A 17,107-nucleotide genomic window follows, 5' to 3' on the forward strand; every position below is an offset into this window, starting at 1 on the left:
GACGGCTATCGCCACGTGCAAGGTGGCGAAAATGCCAAGTACTGGTCCTGCGAGTCGACGGCCGACGGGTGGATACTCCAGCCGAAGACAACTTACTGATAGTCCCAATGAGAAGGGCCTCGCCGCCATAGCGGCTGAGGCCCTTCTCGATTGTGGCGATACGTACTTCGTCGGCCTACATGTCGTCGCCGGTAATGCCGAATCTGCGGCGGATCGGGAAGGACGCCAGCATGCCGAGAATCAGTAGGATGGCGACGGTGCTGCTCCCGATCAGGGCGATGTTGCGGGCTCGGTGATCTGGCGGCGGGGTTGACGCGGGCACCGCGAGTTGCACTTGTTTGGGTGCGGCGGACCGTTTCGGTGGCAGCGGTTCCGTGACTTCGGCGGTGAGCGCCGCGACCGGATCGATTGCGCCGTAACCGACGTAGGGGTTCCAGCCTTCGCCCGGGGCGTGGGCTGTGGCCTCGATGCGTTTGATTACGTCGAGCGCGCTGAGTTCAGGGAAGCGAGCACGAACCAGGGCTGCCACGCCGGATACGTACGGTGCGGCAAAACTGGTGCCCGCATTCGGAATGAACGATTGGTTTTCGTACTTTCCGGTGATAGTGCCGGTACCACGCGGATCGAGCGAGACAATATTCTCGCCGGGTGCGGCAACACCGACCCAAGGTCCCGGAACAGTGAATTTCGAGGGTGCACCGTTCTCGTCGATCGATCCGACCGCGAGGACGTAGTCGTCGAAACGTGCGGGCGTGACGTTGGTTGTCACGTTTTTCCACGGGTCGCGATCGGGATGCAGCGGGTCGACAAGGTTGGGATTGCTGGGTTTGCACTTGTCGTCGGTATTGCCCGCAGCCACCACGACGACGGCATTCATCTCGAGCGTTGCGTAGCGTACGGCTGCGCCCACTGCGCCATCGCCGAGTTGTTCGCTCGCTGACAAGCAGGAAACCAATGAGATGTTGATGACTGAAGCGTGCCGATCGGCAGCGCGACGGATAGCGGACGCGAGTGCTTCGATTCTGCCGTATCCCTTGGCGGGGTCTTCGGGTCTCTTGTCCTGCCGGCCGGGGGTGTCGTATAAGGCGCTGGTTTGGCGGATCGACAATATGCGGGCCTCGGGCGCGACACCGTAAAAGCCTTGCCCGTCTATCTGTTTCGCACCGATGATGCCCGCCACAATCGTGCCGTGCGCATCGCAGTCCTCGCTGACACCGTCACCAGGGTCTGCCACATAGTCACCGCCCGCCTCCACGTCGGGGAGGCGGGGATGACGGATGACTCCCGTATCGATGACGGCGATGAGCTGGCCCTCTCCTTTGGAGAACTCCTGCGCGCGCTTCAGATTCAGTGCCAACTGCGGCGCCGGAACCGTTGGACCCTCGCCCCCCTGCTGCGTGGAGTAGCAGGGCGAGTTGGCCGGATGTTCGGTCTTGTCCGGCGGTCGTGCCGGGTCTCCGGCCGGTAGCAAGGACGGATCGACCGGCGGCGGCCGATCCGCGTATGCCACACCCTGACTCGCGCCCAACCCGAACGACATGCTCAGCCCAATGACCGCGGCTGCCGCGCCGGTGCGCAGGTAGCGGTTCACAGCCCGCGGACGAGGGAGTAGAGGCTGGCCACCCAGAAGACCAGGGGGAGGACGGCCGCTACGAAGGCGTATTCGAGGAGTTCTACGCCGCGGCGCATGGGTGGGGTGGCCGATTGGTTGGGGATGATGATGCCGAGGATGAGGGCGGCGATGAGGATGACCATGGCGGTGCCGAAAACGGCGAGCGGCTGGTCCATCTCGAAACTCGCGCCCACCAACATGATCAGCACGATGCCCGCGCCGCCCGCGATGAGGACGACGGCTTGCTCGGCGCCCGCGTAGGTGCGGCTGCGGAACATCAGGACGACGGCGCACACGATGGCCAGGGCGATGCCTTGCCAGTACGGTTCGTCGGCCATCGGGTCGGTGGCGGCGAGCGCGCCGACGACGGTGACCAGGGTGGTGGCGGCGACCAGGCCGGCCAGGTACATGCGGGCCCGTTCCGACTTCACCCGCAGCGCCTCCATGGTGGGCAGGGCGCGGTGGTCGTCGGGGTCGTCCTCGGTCGGGTCGATCGGGGTGCCGGGGGAGGGGACCGGCGGCAGCGGCAGCTTGGCCAGCAGCATGGAGATTCGCGGTGCGAGAGCGAGACCGGCGAGGCCGAGTGCCGCGGCGCCCGCGCCGATCGCGCGCTCCGGCTGCGCGGTGAGCAGGCCGACCAGGGCGGCGGGCACGGCATACACGGCGAGCGTGGTCGCACCGATGAACAGCGCGAGGCCGACGCCGCTGACCCGCCACGCCAAAACCGCGGTGGCGCCTAGTAATACAGAGCCGAGCAGAATATGCGGCCAGCCGTAATGATCGGGCACGTAGAGCATGCCCGCGGTAAAGGCCGTCGGCAGTGCGCAGCCGCCGAGAACCAGCGCGGTCGAGGTGTCTCCGTACATCCGGCTGAGCACCATGGCCGCGACCACCAGCAGGATCGTCACGGCCAGCGCGACCGAACCGCTGACCCAGTAGGGCAGCGAGCCGGGCGCGAGCAGCAGCCCGAGACAGCCGACGAGCATGGTGAGGGCGGCGAGCACCGAGCCGGTGATCCGCGCGACCTTGGGGGTCCAGCTGCGGTAATGATCGGTATCGGCGATCGCGACGTTGTACATGATGTCGTCGAACAGCGGCGTGGGCGCGGTATGGGAGGCGCTCTCCAGCATGAGCAGCTCACCGTCGCGGACACCGTGCTCGCCGAGGCTGAGCGAGTTGGAGAACGGCGGGTGACCGATCCGGGCCAGCACCCACTCGGCGGGCTCGAAGCGCTCGCCCTCGTTGTCGAAGTCGTTGGAACGGCTGTGCTGTGCGACCATGTCGACGACGCTCGGAATCACCAGCGCGACCGGCACATCCACCGGGATCGCCATGTCCACCTGGGTGTGCTTGGCGAGGATCGTCACCCGGGCGAGATCCGGTGCGCGGACGATGCCGTGCGAGGAGTTTTCATCGATGTGGTCAAGTCGCGCGTGCGTCAAGCTTCCCCCAACTCGTCTTCTACCTCGTATTTTCGCAAACCCGAGACCCTACGTCGAGTTTGCGAACCCACGGTTCGGGCAGCAGAATGCTGGTCGAACTGTACGACATGTCGGCTGGGGCCTCTACACTGAGCCGGAATCACAGCAGTCGAGGAGGGGGATTCTCGCAGATGAGTACCGTCCGGTTTCAGCGTCGCGCGCGCCGGGAGATGCCGCGCTCGCCCGGCGGCGAGGTCACCCTGCAGCCGCCGCCCGAGATCCCCAGGGTGACGCCGGGCAACCTGCTGATGAAGCTGATGCCGGTCGTGATGATCATCGGCATGGTCGGCATGATGGCGCTGATGTTCACCCAGGGCGGTGGCATCGGGTCGAATCCGATGAGCATGATGTTCCCGCTCATGATGATGTTCTCCATGGTCGGCATGTTCGCGGGCCAGGGCGGCGGCAAGGGGGCCAAGGCCGCCGAGGCGAACGAGGACCGCAAGGACTATCTGCGTTATCTGGACCAGGTGCGCCGGGATGTCGACACCACGGCGACCCAGCAGCGCGCCTCGGTCGAGTGGAGCCATCCCGAGCCCACCCTGATCTGGATGCTCGCGGGCACCAGCCGCATGTGGGAGCGCCGGGCCGGCGACAAGGACTTCTGCCACGCGCGCATCGGCGTCGGCGGCCAGCGTCTGGCGACCCGCCTGGTCGCGCCGGAGACCGGACCGGTCGAAGAGCTGGAGCCGATCGCGGCCGTCTCGCTGCGCCGTTTCGTGCGCGCGCACTCGACCGTGCCCGACCTGCCGACCGCCATCGCGGTCAAGGGCTTCGCGACCATCGCCTTGGACGGCGACCGGGTCGAGGCCAGGGACATGACCCGCGCGATGCTGCTGCAGCTCAGCATGTTCCAGGCGCCGGACCAGGTGCTGTTCGCCTTCGTCTGCGGTCCGGACACCGCGCGCGAATGGGAGTGGACCAAGTGGCTCCCGCACACCCAGCATCCCGACGCCCAGGACGGCATCGGCACTCAGCGCATGTTCTACGGTTCGATCCGCGAGGCGATGGCCGGATTGCAGCCGCTGCTCGGCAACCGGGTCCGCTACTCGCGTAATCAGCCGGCCAACGCGAACATGGTGCACATCGTGATCGTGGTCGACGGCGGCCTGCTCGAGGCCGAGGACGATCAGCTGCGCGAGTCCGGCTACGAGGGCGTCACCATCATCGACCTGTGTGGTTACGCCCCGCGGCTGGCGGTCTCGCGCGGCATCAAGATGATCGTGGAGAACGGCGAGTGCGTCGGCCGCGGCGCGACCGGCAACCAGGAGCGCTTCGCGCTGATCGACCGGATCAGCCCGCAGCAGGCGCAACAGGTGGCCCGCAGGCTCGCCCCGTACCGCGCGGCGACCCAGCGCAGCAGCGACGTGGAAACCGATGACTCCGAGGTGATCTCGACCTGGAGCCAGCTGATGGGCCTCGGCGACATCGGCACGTTCAACCCCGAGCACGCGTGGCGTCCGCGCTACGGCCGGGAGCGGCTGCGGGTCCCGTTCGGCGTCGGCGCCGACGGCCTGCCGGTCGAACTCGATATCAAGGAAGCCGCCGAGAACGGCATGGGCCCGCACGGCCTGTGCATCGGCGCGACCGGTTCCGGTAAGTCGGAGTTCCTGCGCACGCTGGTGCTCAGCCTGCTCGCCACGCACTCGCCGGACCAGCTCAACCTGGTGCTCGTCGACTTCAAGGGTGGCGCGACCTTCCTCGGCCTGGACAGCGTGCCGCATGTCGCGGCCGTCATCACCAACCTGGAAGAAGAGGCCGACCTCGTCGACCGTATGAAAGACGCGCTGGCGGGTGAGATGAACCGCCGCCAGGAAGTGCTGCGCGCGGCGGGCAACTTCGCCAACGTCTCCGAGTACGAGAAGGCCCGCGCGGCCGGCGCCGACCTGGACCCGCTGCCCGCGCTGTTCGTGGTGCTCGACGAGTTCTCCGAATTGCTCACCCAGCACCCGGATTTCGCCGAACTGTTCGTGATGATCGGCCGGCTCGGCCGCTCGCTGCACGTGCACCTGCTGCTCGCCTCGCAGCGCCTGGAAGAGGGCAAGCTGAAGGGACTGGAGAGCCACCTCTCCTACCGGATCGGCCTGAAGACCTTCTCCGCCAACGAATCCCGCCAGGTGCTCGGCGTGCCCGATGCCTACAACTTGCCGAACAACCCCGGTGGCGGCTACCTGAAGTCGGACTCCGGCGAGATCGTCCGGTTCCAGGCTTCCTACGTCTCCGGCGCGTACGTGGGCGGCGGCTCGCAGCGCGACATCACCGTCGCCACCCAATCCGGTGACATCGATATCAAGGCCCGCCCGTTCACCGCGACACACGTGGATTTCCGTGCGGTGGACCGGGTTCCGCTGCCCGCCGAGCCCAGCGAGACCGAGCATCAGGGCGACGACGGCGAACAAGTGTCCAACGTGCACATGCTGGTCTCGCGGATCAACGGCCACGGCCGTCCCGCCCACGAGATCTGGCTGCCACCGCTGGACGAGGCGCCCACGCTCGACCAGCTCATCCCGCGCTCGATCCTCACCGGCGAGTACTCCGCGGTGGCCACGCTGCGTGCGCCGATCGGCATCGTCGACCGGCCGTACGACCAGCGGCGCGACCCGATGGTCGTCGACCTGTCCGGCGCCCGCGGCAACGTCGCAGTCGTCGGCGGCCCGCAGTCCGGCAAGTCGACCGCGCTGCGCACCTTGATCATGGCCATGTCGCTCACCCACACCGCCGAGCAGGTGCAGTTCTACTGCCTCGACTTCGGTGGCGGCACGCTGATGAGCCTGCAGGGACTGCCGCATGTCGGTTCGGTCGCAAGCCGATTGGACGGGGACCAGGTCCGGCGCACCGTCGCCGAGATGACCACCATCGTGCGTACGCGCGAGGCGCGGTTCCGGCAGCTCGGCATCGAGTCGATGACCGAGTTCCGCCGCCTGCGCGCCATGGATCCGGCCAGCAGCCCGGCCGCGACCGGTGCGCACGAGGATCCGTTCGGCGATGTGTTCCTGGTGATCGACGGCTTCGGCTCCATCCGCCAGGACTTCGAGCTGCTCGAGCAGACGATCATGAACCTGGCCGTGCAGGGTCTGTCCTACGGCGTGCACATCGTCATCGCGCTGGCCGGCTGGCGCGAGGCGCGGCCCGCGCTGAAGGATCAGATCGCCACCAGAATCGAACTGCGGCTCGGTGATCCGATGGACTCCGATCTCGGGCGCAAGTTCGCGTCGATGGTTCCGCAGGCGCGTCCCGGTCGCGGTATGACGCCGGACTGCCTGCACATGCTGACCGGTCTGCCGCGCATCGACGGCAGCTCGGACCCGACCGACATCGGTCAGGCCGTCGGCGACGCTGTCGCGACCATCGCCCGCTTGACCCCGGGTCGCCCGGCGCCGTCGGTGCGCATGCTGCCCGAGGAACTGCCGCGCGAGCAGATGCTCCAGCTGGCCGGAAACTGGCCGTCACAGGTCGACCAGTCGACGAAGTGCATGCGAATCCCGATCGGCATCAACGAAGCCGAGCTGGCGCCGGTGTACATCGACTTCGCCGTGAGCCCGCACTTCATCATCATCGGCGACACCGAGTCGGGAAAGACGACGCTGCTGCGCTCGATCGTCGAGGGTATCTGCGCGTCGAACACTCCGGACCAGGCGCGCATCATCATGGGCGACTACCGGCGTTCGATGCTCGGGCTGGTGCCGGAGGGTTATCTCGCCGGATACGGCTCGACCGCACCGCAGTTCACCCAGAACATGATCGACCTGGCCGCATACGTCAGCAATCGGTCGCCGGGCACGGACGTCACCCCGCAGCAGCTGAAGGAACGCTCCTGGTGGAGCGGACCCGAGCTGTATGTGATCATCGACGACTACGACCTGGTGTCCACGTCGAGCGGAAATCCGGTGCAGGCGTTGCTGGAACACCTCCCGCACGCCCGAGACCTGGGTTTCCACCTGATCATCGCCCGGCGTTCCGGCGGTGCCGGACGCGCCATGTTCGAGGCGACGCTGGCCAGGATGAAGGACCTCAGCGCGGCCGGTCTGACCATGAGTTGCAGCCGTGACGAGGGTGTGCTGATGGGTACGACGCGGCCCGGCCCGATGCCTCCGGGACGCGGCACTTATGTCTCGCGCAGCGGCGAGGGCCTGATCCAGACGGCCTGGATGCCGCCGCCGGCCTGATGTCCACCGTCGAGCTCGTGGTCACCGACACGCGCGTGTGGGCGCGTGGCGCGACGACGCACTGGGACGTGCCGCCCTCGATCGTGTTGGGTAGCAACGGGTTCGATCTGGTGGTCGGGGAGTCGCTGACGCCGCCGACGCAGGTGAGTTCCGCGGTGCAGTACGTGCCCGCCGAGGCGGTGGCGTTGCTGCCGCGCGTTCCTGCCGTCGTGGACGGGTTGACCGCCGTGTTCGCCGCGGTGCTGGAGAACCTGCGGGTCTCTGCGCCGTGCCAGCGGATCACGCTGATCTGCCCGACCGAATGGGGTGCGTCGCGGCGGTCCGTCCTCGATCAGGCGGCTCGTCGCTTCACGGCGGACGTCGTGTTCGAGGAGCTGGCGGTGCGGGCGGTCGCGGCGGACGAGGGAACCAGCCACAGTCGTCGCACGCTGGTGCTGGAGTTCGGTGCGCTCACCACCACGGCCACCGCGGTTATCCGCAGTCATCAGGGTGTGCACATCGAATCCTGTGAGCACCAGCCAACTCTCGCGCTCGCCGAGGTGCTGCCGGAATCGCGCGGCTTCACGGCCTTATGCGCGTTGATCGACCGGGTGCTCGACGGTCAGCCGGCCGACCTCGCGCAGTCCGTCGGTGTCACCGAGGCCGGGAAACTGGACTTGCTCCGCGCCGCTGTTCAACAGCGTTGCGGGCAGGGCATCGGACTGCGGGCGCTCGTCGGATCCGATCTGATTCGAGGCCGGCAGACCGAGCCGATCCATCAGTCGGAGCTGCCGTCGGTGCTGCCGCAGGACGAATGGATGCAGCCGTTGCGTGAACGCGCCGCTGCTCAACAGCCGCGCAGAGGCGGTCTCGGATATGTGGGTGCGGCCGTCGCCGCGGTCGTTGTGGTCGCCGCGGCTGTCGTCGGCGGGGTGATGTTCCTGAACCGATCCGACGATGCACCGGTCGCCGCTCCCGCCACCGCGGTATCCAGTAGTGAGTCGGCACCGAGCAGTACCGCCGCCGCGGCGACGTCCACCTCTGCGGCCGGGGCGGAAACCTACGGCCGCATCCGTTTCCAGGTCCCCGACGGCTGGCATATCGCCTCGACACCGGACGCTTCCGGCAAGTCCCGCGTGGATCTGTCCCCGGACGACGGTGCCCGCCTACGCGTCACAGTGACGCAAACCCCGGTTGCTCCCGGTGCGACCTACGACCAGGTCGCGACGAAACTCGAAACCCAGATGAAGCAGCGCCCCGCAGGTGTGATGTCCGACTTGCAGCGCGACGTCGTGTACGGCGGCCGATCCACCCTCGCCTACACCGAACGCCCCGGCGACGGTTCCACCGTCCGCTGGCATGTGCTGGTGGAGTACGGAATTCAGGTCAGCGTCGGCTGCCAATGTGCCGACAACGACTGGCAGTCCTTATCGACCACGTGCGAGAACTTCGGCAGCTCCGTCCGAGTCATTCAGTAACGCCGATCCTGCTCGGTACCGCCTGCGATTCGTTTGAGCGCGAATGGACTTCGACCGGTTGAACGGACGGCAGCGATGGTCCAGCTCGCTCCGCGTCACGATTTCTTGCTGGTCAGTGAAGGCGCGGCGGCGGGGCCCAGTCGGCCGTACGGCACGAGATACGCGCGATATTCCAGACTTTGCCAACCGCGCTCGGTCGGGTTCAGCGCCCGACCGCTGGTGGTCGGATCCTTCGGCCAAAGCTCTCTGGTGTGAATCTGGATGTCGTCCTGCAAGATTCGGGCCAGTGCCATCGCGAACTCCTCGGCGGTCGCACTGCCGTGGTCGCCGGGATCCAGTGCCGCCGAAGAACCTACCGCGGGAACCCTGAGGCCGACCATGCAATTCGGCGCGGGACGTCCTGTCTGCTCTCTGAACGCAAACCACTCTTCTGTGACGTCAGAAGTGACTTGCGCGGAAAATCCCAGAGAATTCTCGATGTCTGCGGCAAGCAGTCGCGCTCCGTAGGCAGCATTGTTCTTATCCACGTGTTGATCTCACATAATTCGGGCCCCCGGCAAGTAGCTTGCCGGGGGCCCGAATTGGCCGAGACAGGATCTCAGAAAAGACCAGCGAGGCTGGTGTCGGTGCTCTGCAGATCCGTGTTGCCGGAGCTGACGGCGCGACCTGCGGTCTCCAGCGTTGCGTTGAGCTGGGTGACGCTAGCGTTCCACTGTGACTGGAGCTGGGCGAACGCGTCGTTCGCGTCACCCTTCCAGTAGTTGGTCACGAAGTCGGTGACCTGCTTGTGGAAGTCCTCGAGCATGCTCGAGATGTTCTTCGCTTCGGACACGATGGCCTGTGCGCCGGCCTCGACCGCGCCGAAGTTAGAGGAAATTGTGTTCGGGTCGTTCGCTACCATCTGGACTCCTCCGTGGTATTTAGTGGTTCAGCTGGTCGATCAGGGAAGCGTCAGGCTGGAGGCCTGCTGCGATACCTGCTGAGCAAACTGCTCGTCTTGCGCTGCGAAAGACTTGCCGGCCTTACGGAGGCTGTCGGAGGTCTGGTCCAGAGTGTCGTTCAGCCTCCGCGCCTGCTCGAAGTAGGCGTCCATCAGCGCGTCGAACGCCTTCCGTGCCTGGCCTGACCAGGTCGCGGTGGTTTCGTCCGACCTCGTGTTCAGCGCAGTGATCGCGTTCTGCAGCGCGGTGTGACGGTCGCTGCAGTTTTGCGCGAACTTCTCGATGAGGATGTTGTCCGCTTGAAGCTGTCCTGCCATTTTCGGCTCCTTCTCGGTTTCCCGTCTCGGCCAACGGCAGAAGCCCCCAGTTGGCCTGTACATCTGATTGGACGCTCGATAGGTCTGATCGGTTCCATCCGACTCGAGAAAATTTGGATCTCCCCCTACGGAGATCAGACCCCAGCGTCCGTTGCCGTGCTCGTCCATGGTGTCGGGGCCGCGTATGGGCCGCTCGACAGGCTACGGACGTGGTCATCTTGGCATGCTTGCAACGCCAGCGCTCGGCTCCCCTCCTTCCCCCTGCTCGCTGATGTCCTGATTGGCGAGTGGGCTGGCTGGTTGTACCTTACCCAACCACTATGGCTCCCGCTACAGCAGATTGCAGGTATATCGGCAGCAACGGGTCGCTGATGTTGGCAGCGTAAGTGCGCTACTGGCTGTTGGCGAGCAAGGCGTACTGGGCCGCCGCACGTTGCTGTGCGTCCTGCAGTTGAGTACTCCAGACGTAGCCGATGTAGCTGCGATACCGCACGGCGCAAACCCAGTCCTTGACGTATGTGTTCGTCGGAAGCTCGGCACATTTGCTGTCTGGAACATCCGGCGGTGTCCATTTGGCATCCGGTGCGTCCAGAATCGCGGACCAGAGCGCTTTGGCCGGGCCGATATCCCTCGCTCGGATCAGGATGGCTCCTTGCAGGAACCTGGTTGTCCCCTTGCCGAAGCTTTGTGCAACCCCCTTGGTGTAGCTGTTCGTTGTGGGCGAGTAGGCACCTGAGAAGACGAAACGTTCGCTGTCGGCATACAGAATCTTCGCCGCTATGCGATCCGTCTGGAAGTGTAGAAATCCTCGCAGGTCATATGCCGCGAGGCCGCCAGGATCTGGTACGCCGAGCTTGTCGGGATTGAGGACTCGGCGGATTATGCCCTCGGGGTCGAGGTCCAATCGCAAGGCCTGTTCGGCAGACAGCGGCGCAAGCGTGTCGAGCATGGGCAACTGTGCTGTGTAGACCTTCTCGACAAGATCGGTCAGGTCGGTGAGGATTGGCTGAGATGTGGAGATGAAAGTGCTGACCACGTAGCTTCCGTGCGCGATTACCGAACCCATTGTCGGCGTTCCGGGGCGCCAATGAGAATGCGCCAGAGGGTATTTCGCGATTTGTACTCGCTCGTTCAGGTCCGGGGAAACAGAGAAATCGGTCTCTTCGAATTCGGCCGCCGCCCGCTCGGCGGACCCGGAGTCCGGAAACTGCATGACGGCCACGGTGGTGAGTGTCGACCCCGGCGGTACTTCCACGTGTGGCTCTGGCCGGAAATCGCTACTGCCGGAGGCGAATCCGAACAGCATCTTGTTCCGGGCAGCGACCGGGACGCTCTGTTCTGCCAGGATGTTCTTGACATCTTCGGGTACGGCGAGTTTTTGCACGCCGGTGCCGTAGCGTAGTTCGGCATCGATATCGTTACCTGTCACCACGTGGTTGGCCAGGCGGGAGATGGCCAGGGCGGTCCCGCTACGCACCGAATGTTGGAAGTCGTAGTAGGAGTCCAGCGGCTCCGTGGGATATGGGCCGACGTCGAGGGTGCGGACGTCTATCTCACCGGGCAGCGACGTCCCGGTCATCTGCGCACCGCACCCGGTAATGACGAGTAGTGCAAGGACAGCAAAGGCATGTCGCACACGTGGGTTGATCATGAGTATCAGTTCGCTTTCGCGAGCATCGCGTACTGCGCGGAGATCCGTTGATACACGTCGATCAACTGATCTGACCACACCTCTGCGGTGTATCGGTCGTAGGACGCTACGCAATGAAATCTGGGGACCAGCACATCCTTTGGGCGGTACTCGCGGCAGCGCGCATCGGGAAGATTCTTCGGCGGTCCGATCCGCCGATAGAGCTTGCTCGGCGCGCTGTGGCTGTCTCGAACAAGCTGCGCGCCTTTCGGATTTTCGGCACGGTAGACGTGCCCGGCGTTGTATGCCAGCCAGTCGACACCCGCTTCCTCGAACAGCTTCTTGTCTCGTACCGGATCGCTACTCAGATTCAGCGCCCCCACGCGGTCGTACAGGCCGGGTGGGTTGCGCCAACCGTCTTCACTCGGTCGCGGAAGTGATCGGCCGAGCATGCCATCATGGTCCAGGGGGACATCCGTCAGCTTGTCCGGCGGTGTTGGGCGGAACTCGCGCAGCCGGGCGCTGACCGTATCGAGGCTCTTCTCTACGAGCGAGATCATGGCAGGTAGATCGGTGGTGCCGACCGCGACCTTGGCTGCGTCTTTGACCTCGGTGTAGATCACATACTGCCCGCTCGCTTGGAACGAGTGGAGTTCTTGCTTCCCCGGTTTCCAGAATGCAAGAGCGTCTCGGTACTTGCTGATGCCGACCGGTTCGCTCAGTTTTTCCTTTGTCGCGACTGCCGGTGCCAGCGCTGCTACAGCCGACGTGGCGGATTGCTGATCGGAAAACAGCAGCACCGTGTTCGTGAGGGCGGTAGCGATCAAACTATCGTTCTCGGTGTACCCCAGGCTGTAAAAACCGGCTATGAAGCCTCGCGCATCCTCCTTGAAACTGTCAACGGAAAGGCCGAGGTAATACATGGTTTCGATGAACGCCAGCAATGAACTGGTCTCGGAGTTCGGCCGGAAGGTAAACCGTGGGTCGATGTCCATGGGCAGCGGGACAAAGCTGCCGAGCCGCTGGCCTTCGCTGACCCGTGCGCGGTCGAATCCGGGCTTGCCGATCTCGCGTGGCGCGGTCGCGTAGCTACCGACGTCGAGCTGGCCGATATCGACGGCGGGCGGCGGGGCGGGGGAGTCCGATCCACATCCGGCGGCGCCCACGGATAGGACAGCCAGTCCGGCGGCCAGTGCTCTCCACGCTCTCCGCATTGTTTCCTCCATCGGCCGACAAACAGGAGGACAAGCCATGCAACTGTGATCCCCCCGGTGCGCGTATGCGTGCCAGTCTCGTCCGCAGCGGCTACGTATCGCATTCGGCAACATAACACCCGGGACCGGCGTCCCGCGACAGCGCTCGGGCTACTTCACTCGCTTCTGCAGCAGTGGGACCAGCTTCTCGAGCAGCAGCTGTTCCGATGCGGGAGTCCAGTTGCGGAATGCGACTACGGCTTCGGGATCATCGAGCGGGATGACGGTGGCTCGGATACCTGCGACCTGATAGGGCAGCCCGCGTAGTCCGCCACCTCCGGCGTCTTCGTCGGTACGAACCGCGAGGACGTAACTGTCGGCCGCCACCTCGAGCGTGTCTCCCGATTTCATCGCTCGTGGCGAAGGTTCGCCGCTCTGCGCCACGTAGCTCGGGTTGTAGACAAAGCCCAAGTCCTCGAGGAACTTCGACTGTGCGGTGCTGCCCAGGAAAATCGAAACCGGTTTGTTGCCGGCGATCGCGCGCTGCACATCCACCACGGTGATGGTCTTGCCGCGAAAAGCTGGATTGGCCGCCCGGGCCTGCTCTTTCGACGGCAAGGCGCTCACGGCGACCGTGGAGCTGGCCGCGGTGGTCGTTGCCGCAATGTTGTTGCTGGACTTGTCATTACCGCCGAGCCCCCAGATGCCCAGGCCTACCGCCAGCGCGACAACAACGACACCGGCACCCGCTCCGAGAATCCACCGCCTGCGCGAAGGAGCCGGCGGCGCCACCGTCTGTGGACCCGAGAACGCAACGCGCGGATCGGTATTGGGTCGCGGATCGTAAGACTGAATGGGATGGCTGGCCGAGGTGTTCATCGGAGCCGGGACATGGCCGGGGGAGAAGGCTGCCGCGGCCGCGTCGGTGAATTCGCGGCAGGTGTTGTAGCGGTCGGTGGGGTCTTTGGCCATCGCCTTGGCGAAGACGTGATCGATGGCGGCGGGCAGGCTGGGGTCGACGGCGGTGGCCAGCGGGGGTGGCTCGTGCAGGTGGCCCATCATGACCAGCGCGGGTTGGGTTGCGGGGTAGGGGTTTCGGCCGGTGAGCAGCTTGAAGAAGGCGCAGGCGAGGCTGTAGATGTCGGCGCGGTGGTCGAGGTGGCCGCCGACCAGCTGTTCGGGCGGGGCGTAGGCGATGGTGGCGACGAAGCTGCCGGTCTGGGTGAGTTCGGTGGTGTCGTCGTTGGACTTGGCGACGCCGAAATCGGTGAGCAGCACGCGTTCTTCGTCGCCCTCGGAGGAGGAGAGCAGGAAGTTGGCCGGCTTGACGTCGCGGTGCAGCAAGCCTTTTCGGTGCGCGTAGTCCAGGCCCTTGCCGACCTCGGTGGTAATGCGCAGTGCGCGAAGCGGATTCATCCCGCGTCGGTCGCGAGCCAGCTCGGCCGCGGCGTCGGTGCCGTCGACGTATTGCATCGCGATCCACAGCTGACCGTCTTCTTCGCCGCGGTTGTAGACCGAGACGATGTTCGGATGGTCGAGGCCGGCGGCGAGGTTGGCCTCGCGCTCGAAGCGGGTGCGGAACTCGTGGTCGTTGCTGAGTTCGCCGCTGAGCACCTTCAGCGCGTCCATGCGCGGCAGGCTGGGATGTTTGGCCAGGTAGACGGTGCCCATGCCGCCCGCGCCGAGCACGCCCTGGACGCGGTACCCGCCCACGATGGTGCCGGGGCTTATCGCCATGATCCACAATCTCCTGAGTCGGTCCCCACGCGGCAGCTTACTGGAACGCGCGGAGCGGGCCGGGTGCGTCGCATCAGCGGCTGTTCGCGAAAATCGCGTACTGTGCGGCGGCGCGTTGCTGCACGTCGAGCAGCTGATCGCCGGTGACGAAGCCCGCGTATTGGCGATAGGCGACGATGCAGGTGAATCGCTTTATCTCGAAATCCATGGCGGAGCGTTTGTTCTCGACGCACGCGGAATCCGGCACATTCGGCGGGGCGTCGGCATCGTGCGCCGCCGGTGCGGGAGTGCGTCGCTCGGCGACAATCTTCTTCGCCGTCGCGGCATCCGGTGTGCGGGCCACGATCGTGCCGTTGGACACGGCGAAGCGGTCCGCGTTCATCGCGCTGAAGCGTTGTTTCGCGACACTCAGATCGTCGGCGTACTGCACGATGCCGCGCAGTCCGTAGAGCGCCTGACTTCCGATTGCCGGTCGTTCGGATTTGTTCGGATTCAAAGTGCGGCTCAGCAGATGATCGGTGTCCCAGGGCAATTGGAACAGTTCTTCTTCGGTGAGCGGCTTCAATTGATCCAGCGCGGGAAGTTGTGCGGCGTAGGACTTTTCGGCGAGTCCGAGCAATGCGTTCAGGTCCGGTTCGTTGGTGGAGACCAGATAGGCGACGACATAGGATCCGTGTGCAAGGAACGCGCGAAGAAACGGTGTGCCCGGTCGCCAATGCGCGTGGGCGGAAGGGTAATTCGGCAGCGCCACCGGCTGGTTCTGTTCCTGGTTGGCATTCAGATCCGCGTCATAGAACTGCGACGCGGCCGCCGTCGCCCGCTCCGGATCGGGAAACTGCATGACCATCGTCGAGATCGCCGTAGCGTGCTCGGTCGTCTTGATCGGCCAGGCGGACGGGACGATCGTGGTCTTCTGATCGAAACCGGTGGTCTTGAAACCGAACAGCAATTTGTTTCGCTCGGCGACAGGCTTCAGATCGGCTTCGCTGCCGAGTTCACCGGGCAGCAGTCCGCGGGTTATCTCGAACGGCAGTTGGCCGTATTTCAGGTGCGGATCTATTTCGTAGGCAGGTATCACGTAGTCCGACAATCGCATTGCGGCGATGTGCGGCATGGAGGTGAAATCGGGCCGGTAGTCGTCGTCGTGCGCGTTGGGCGGCTCGGTGGGATAGGACCCGGTATCGAGGTTGCGGATATCGACCTCGGCGGGCTGGAAGCTCCCGGCTACGGTCGATCCGCACGCGGTAAGGCTTGCTGTCGCCAGAGCGGCGAACGACAACAACACCGCGCGCCTCATTTGGTGTTCACCAGCAACATGTACTCGGCCGAGATCCGCTGCTGGGCGTCCAGCAATTGGTGTGAGGCCGAGAACGCCGTGTAGCGGTCGTAGGATACCGAGCAGTAGAAACGGATGGCCATGGTCGTTCGTCCGATGTACTCGTGGCAGGTGGCGGCGGGCAGATTCGCCGGCGCGGCGGAGCTCTTGAATCGTTTGTTCAGGCCGCCCATGTCTTTCTGCAAGGTCGCGGCCGCTCCGGCGTCGCGTGCCCGGTAGAGCTCGACGCCATTCGACGCGTACCGATCGGCGCCCGCTGTCTCGAGATATCGGAGCGTGGCGGGCGGATCATTGACGAAATGCAGCGCGGTGCGGGCGTTGAACGCGCCGGGCGGATTGAGCCACGAGTCTTCCTTCGGCCGCGCGATGGTGCGGTTGAGCATGCCGTCGAGATCTATTTGCAGGTCCATCAGTTTGCCGGGCGGGGTCGGGCTGAACTTGGCGATGGACGGGACGACCGTGTCGAGGCTCTTCTCCACCAGCGTCAGCATCGCGGGCAGGTCGACCTTCTCCAGGTAAACCTTCAGATAGTCGTAGATCCACGTGTAGACGACGAACTTGCCGGTGGCATACCAGGATCCGATCGATTGCTTATTCGGTTGCCAGTGTGCTTGCGCGGCAGGGTATTTCGGTATCGCGACGGCGGTATTGCGATCGTTGGCCTCATGATCGACCCGTTCCAGCGCCGCTGCGGCGTCGGTGGCCTTCTGCTCGTCCGGGAAGATCAGCACCGTGTTCATCAGGTCGATGCCGCGGTTGTCCTCCTCGGTCCGGCCGTAACTCTGGAAGCCCGCGACGAAGTCCGGGGCGGCTTCGGCGAACCGGTCGACGGCCATGCTGTCGCGGAGGGCGAACTTCGGGTCGGTGAACACGGTGGCGACGAACGGATTGTTATGGGTGAAACGGGGGTCGATGTCCAGCGGCGCGGGCACGAAATTGCCGAGCCGTTCCGCTTCGATTATCCGGGCCTGCTCGAGGCTTTTCACCGCGCCCAATTGACGCGGCGCCGCGTCGTAATTGCCGACGTCCAGCTTGCTCAGGTCGACGGCGGCGACGGGAGTTTCCGCGCGCGGTTCATCCGATCCGCACCCACCGGCGGCCATCCCCAGTATGGCCGCCGTGAACAGGGCATACGCCGTCCGGCGCGGCATCGTTTTCGCGCGGAGCTGCAACATCCCTCCCCTGCCGACTGTGGTTCCCGCGAAATCCTACGTCACCGCGGGATGCGGCACCCTGC

Annotated in this window: 12 protein-coding genes; 2 read left to right on the plus strand and 10 right to left on the minus strand. The window is 65.1% G+C overall.

Annotated elements, in window-relative coordinates:
* Positions 1 to 175 precede the first annotated feature (175 nt).
* Both mycP and eccD read right to left on the minus strand, forming a co-directional pair.
* Positions 176 to 1,540, minus strand: coding sequence for a type VII secretion-associated serine protease mycosin (gene mycP / locus ACFYO1_RS37755; RefSeq protein ID WP_387243150.1), 1,365 nt, complete (start codon positions 1,538 to 1,540; stop codon positions 176 to 178).
* Between the two features lie 47 nt (positions 1,541 to 1,587).
* A complete protein-coding gene (gene eccD, locus ACFYO1_RS37760; RefSeq protein WP_387242394.1) occupies positions 1,588 to 3,054 on the minus strand; it encodes a type VII secretion integral membrane protein EccD in 1,467 nt (488 codons plus the stop codon).
* A 170-nt stretch (positions 3,055 to 3,224) separates the two neighbouring features.
* Between eccD and eccCa the strand changes: the two genes are divergently transcribed.
* A complete protein-coding gene (gene eccCa, locus ACFYO1_RS37765) occupies positions 3,225 to 7,259 on the plus strand; it encodes a type VII secretion protein EccCa (protein ID WP_387242397.1) in 4,035 nt (1,344 codons plus the stop codon).
* Between the two features lie 17 nt (positions 7,260 to 7,276).
* On the plus strand, positions 7,277 to 8,716 hold the full coding sequence (locus ACFYO1_RS37770) for a type VII secretion-associated protein (RefSeq protein ID WP_387242400.1): 1,440 nt from the start codon (positions 7,277 to 7,279) through the stop codon (positions 8,714 to 8,716).
* 95 nt (positions 8,717 to 8,811) lie between these two features.
* Here the strand turns inward: ACFYO1_RS37770 and ACFYO1_RS37775 are convergent, their stop codons facing one another.
* The 8 genes from ACFYO1_RS37775 to ACFYO1_RS37810 form a co-directional block, all read right to left on the minus strand.
* Complete coding sequence (locus ACFYO1_RS37775; RefSeq protein ID WP_387242403.1) at positions 8,812 to 9,243, minus strand: hypothetical protein; 432 nt, start codon at positions 9,241 to 9,243, stop codon at positions 8,812 to 8,814.
* 71 nt (positions 9,244 to 9,314) lie between these two features.
* Positions 9,315 to 9,617, minus strand: coding sequence for a WXG100 family type VII secretion target (locus ACFYO1_RS37780; RefSeq protein WP_387242406.1), 303 nt, complete (start codon positions 9,615 to 9,617; stop codon positions 9,315 to 9,317).
* A gap of 39 nt (positions 9,618 to 9,656) precedes the next feature.
* Entirely contained in the window at positions 9,657 to 9,974 is a 318-nt protein-coding gene (locus ACFYO1_RS37785; RefSeq protein ID WP_387242409.1) for a WXG100 family type VII secretion target, read from the minus strand.
* Between the two features lie 391 nt (positions 9,975 to 10,365).
* Positions 10,366 to 11,553, minus strand: coding sequence for a hypothetical protein (locus ACFYO1_RS37790; RefSeq protein WP_387242412.1), 1,188 nt, complete (start codon positions 11,551 to 11,553; stop codon positions 10,366 to 10,368).
* A gap of 77 nt (positions 11,554 to 11,630) precedes the next feature.
* Positions 11,631 to 12,770: a hypothetical protein gene (locus tag ACFYO1_RS37795; RefSeq protein WP_387242415.1), complete on the minus strand. Its 1,140-nt coding sequence runs from the start codon at positions 12,768 to 12,770 to the stop codon at positions 11,631 to 11,633.
* A gap of 198 nt (positions 12,771 to 12,968) precedes the next feature.
* Positions 12,969 to 14,534 (minus strand): serine/threonine-protein kinase, encoded by a 1,566-nt coding sequence (locus ACFYO1_RS37800; RefSeq protein WP_387242418.1) that lies wholly within the window; start codon positions 14,532 to 14,534, stop codon positions 12,969 to 12,971.
* A gap of 73 nt (positions 14,535 to 14,607) precedes the next feature.
* Entirely contained in the window at positions 14,608 to 15,819 is a 1,212-nt protein-coding gene (locus ACFYO1_RS37805) for a hypothetical protein (protein WP_387242421.1), read from the minus strand.
* 8 nt (positions 15,820 to 15,827) lie between these two features.
* Positions 15,828 to 17,045, minus strand: coding sequence for a hypothetical protein (locus ACFYO1_RS37810; protein WP_387242424.1), 1,218 nt, complete (start codon positions 17,043 to 17,045; stop codon positions 15,828 to 15,830).
* Positions 17,046 to 17,107 lie beyond the last annotated feature (62 nt).

This window comes from Nocardia sp. NPDC006044 (assembly GCF_042871115.1).
GTDB lineage: Bacteria > Actinomycetota > Actinomycetes > Mycobacteriales > Mycobacteriaceae > Nocardia.

Coding starts and splice junctions, on each gene's coding strand:
- eccCa (WP_387242397.1), top strand. CDS start 3,225: ATGAGTACCGTCCGGTTTCAGCGTCGCGCGCGCCGGGAGATGCCGCGC.
- ACFYO1_RS37800 (WP_387242418.1), bottom strand. CDS start 14,534: ATGGCGATAAGCCCCGGCACCATCGTGGGCGGGTACCGCGTCCAGGGC.
- ACFYO1_RS37780 (WP_387242406.1), bottom strand. CDS start 9,617: ATGGTAGCGAACGACCCGAACACAATTTCCTCTAACTTCGGCGCGGTC.
- ACFYO1_RS37790 (WP_387242412.1), bottom strand. CDS start 11,553: ATGACCGGGACGTCGCTGCCCGGTGAGATAGACGTCCGCACCCTCGAC.
- ACFYO1_RS37785 (WP_387242409.1), bottom strand. CDS start 9,974: ATGGCAGGACAGCTTCAAGCGGACAACATCCTCATCGAGAAGTTCGCG.
- ACFYO1_RS37810 (WP_387242424.1), bottom strand. CDS start 17,045: ATGTTGCAGCTCCGCGCGAAAACGATGCCGCGCCGGACGGCGTATGCC.
- mycP (WP_387243150.1), bottom strand. CDS start 1,540: ATGTCGTTCGGGTTGGGCGCGAGTCAGGGTGTGGCATACGCGGATCGG.